Here is a 3,089-nt window from a genome sequence, read left to right on the forward strand (position 1 = left end):
CAGCAAAGTCTTAACCAGACCCTTTTGGGTTATATGGTCAAGCAACTAAGTGCATACGGTGGATGCCTTGGCAGTCAGAGGCGATGAAGGACGTAGAAACCTGCGATAAGCCTCGGGGAGCTGGTAAACGAGCTTTGATCCGAGGATTTCCGAATGGGGAAACCCACCCAGTGTAAGCTGGGTATCATACAGTGAATACATAGCTGTATGAGGCGAACCCGGGGAACTGAAACATCTAAGTACCCGGAGGAAAAGAAATCAACCGAGATTCCGAAAGTAGCGGCGAGCGAAATCGGATTAGCCCTTAAGCTGCGGTGTAGATAGTGGAACGCTCTGGGAAGTGCGGCCATAGTGGGTGATAGCCCCGTACACGAAATCTTATCCACAGTGAAATCGAGTAGGGCGGGACACGTGAAATCCTGTCTGAATATGGGGGGACCATCCTCCAAGGCTAAATACTACTGACTGACCGATAGTGAACCAGTACCGTGAGGGAAAGGCGAAAAGAACCCCTGTGAGGGGAGTGAAATAGAACCTGAAACCGTATGCATACAAGCAGTGGGAGCTCTTCGGAGTGACTGCGTACCTTTTGTATAATGGGTCAGCGACTTATTTTCAGTAGCGAGCTTAACCGTTTAGGGGAGGCGTAGCGAAAGCGAGTGTTAACTGCGCGTTCAGTTGCTGGGAATAGACCCGAAACCCGGCGATCTATCCATGGGCAGGTTGAAGGTTGAGTAACATCAACTGGAGGACCGAACCGACTATCGTTGAAAAGCTAGCGGATGACCTGTGGATCGGAGTGAAAGGCTAATCAAGCCGGGAGATAGCTGGTTCTCCTCGAAATCTATTTAGGTAGAGCCTCGGACGAATACCACTGGGGGTAGAGCACTGTTAAGGCTAGGGGGTCATCCCGACTTACCAACCCTTTGCAAACTCCGAATACCAGTGAGTACTATCCGGGAGACACACGGCGGGTGCTAACGTCCGTCGTGAAAAGGGAAACAACCCAGACCGCCAGCTAAGGCCCCAAAATCATAGTTAAGTGGGAAACGATGTGGGAAGGCTAAAACAGCTAGGAGGTTGGCTTAGAAGCAGCCACCCTTTAAAGAAAGCGTAATAGCTCACTAGTCGAGTCGGCCTGCGCGGAAGATGTAACGGGGCTAAACTATGTGCCGAAGCTGCGGGATTGCACTACGTGCAATCGGTAGAGGAGCGTTCTGTAAGCCGATGAAGGTGTGTTGAGAAGCATGCTGGAGGTATCAGAAGTGCGAATGCTGACATGAGTAACGATAAGGGGAGTGAAAAACTTCCCCGCCGGAAGACCAAGGGTTCCTGCGCAACGTTAATCGGCGCAGGGTGAGTCGGCCCCTAAGGCGAGGCAGAAATGCGTAGTCGATGGGAAATTGGTTAATATTCCAATACCTCTTTAGAGTGCGATGGGGGGACGGAGAAGGCTAGGCCAGCGCGGCGACGGTTGTCCGCGTTTAAGCCGGTAGGCTTGCATCTTAGGTAAATCCGGGATGCTCTATGCCGAGACGTGACGACGAAGGTTCTACGGAACCGAAGTGGTTGATGCCATGCTTCCAGGAAAAGCCTCTAAGCTTCAGCTCTAAAGAGACCGTACCCCAAACCGACACAGGTGGTCAGGTAGAGAATACTAAGGCGCTTGAGAGAACTCGGGTGAAGGAACTAGGCAAAATGGCACCGTAACTTCGGGAGAAGGTGCGCCGGCCAGGGTGAAGGACTTGCTCCGTAAGCCCCGGCTGGTCGAAGATACCAGGTGGCTGCAACTGTTTACTAAAAACATAGCACTCTGCAAACACGTAAGTGGACGTATAGGGTGTGACGCCTGCCCGGTGCCGGAAGGTTAATTGATGGGGTTAGCTCACGCGAAGCTCTTGATCGAAGCCCCGGTAAACGGCGGCCGTAACTATAACGGTCCTAAGGTAGCGAAATTCCTTGTCGGGTAAGTTCCGACCTGCACGAATGGCGTAATGATGGCCACGCTGTCTCCACCCGAGACTCAGTGAAATTGAAATCGCAGTGAAGATGCTGTGTATCCGCGGCTAGACGGAAAGACCCCGTGAACCTTTACTACAGCTTCACAGTGGACTTTGATATGACTTGTGTAGGATAGCTGGGAGGCTTTGAAACCGGGACGCCAGTTCCGGTGGAGCCAATCTTGAAATACCAGCCTGGTCATGTTGAGGTTCTAACTCAGACCCCTTATCGGGGCCGAGGACATTGTGTGGTGGGTAGTTTGACTGGGGCGGTCTCCTCCCAAAGAGTAACGGAGGAGCACGAAGGTACCCTCAGCACGGTCGGACATCGTGCAATGAGTGCAATCGCATAAGGGTGCTTAACTGCGAGACTGACACGTCGAGCAGGTACGAAAGTAGGTGATAGTGATCCGGTGGTTCTGTATGGAAGGGCCATCGCTCAACGGATAAAAGGTACTCCGGGGATAACAGGCTGATACCGCCCAAGAGTTCACATCGACGGCGGTGTTTGGCACCTCGATGTCGGCTCATCACATCCTGGGGCTGAAGCCGGTCCCAAGGGTATGGCTGTTCGCCATTTAAAGTGGTACGCGAGCTGGGTTTAGAACGTCGTGAGACAGTTCGGTCCCTATCTGCCGTGGACGTTGGAGACTTGAGAAGAGCTGCTCCTAGTACGAGAGGACCGGAGTGGACGAACCACTGGTGTTCGGGTTGTCATGCCAATGGCATTGCCCGGTAGCTACGTTCGGACAGGATAACCGCTGAAAGCATCTAAGCGGGAAGCCCCCTTCAAGATGAGGTCTCACTGAAGCCTTGAGCTTCCTAAAGGGCCCTTGAAGACTACAAGGTTGATAGGCAGGGTGTGTAAGCGTTGTGAGGCGTTGAGCTAACCTGTACTAATTGCCCGTGAGGCTTGACCATATAACACCAAAATGGTCTGACCTTGCTGAATAAACAATCGGATACGTCGCGATTACAAAGACATCAAACACCAATACATACAAACATCTCGATTGGCATCGATCTACAACCTTTTTTGCTTGACGACAATAGCGTGTAGGAACCACCTGAATCCTTTCCGAACTCAGA

At 52.1% G+C, this 3,089-nt stretch carries 1 rRNA gene; it reads left to right on the forward strand.

The annotated features are described in order from the left end of the window. Window positions 1-35: 35 nt before the first annotated feature. Window positions 36-2,921, forward strand: a 23S ribosomal RNA gene (locus tag BV405_RS17260). Window positions 2,922-3,089: the final 168 nt, after the last annotated feature.

This window comes from Oceanospirillum sanctuarii (assembly GCF_002150805.1).
GTDB lineage: Bacteria > Pseudomonadota > Gammaproteobacteria > Pseudomonadales > Halomonadaceae > Oceanospirillum > Oceanospirillum sanctuarii.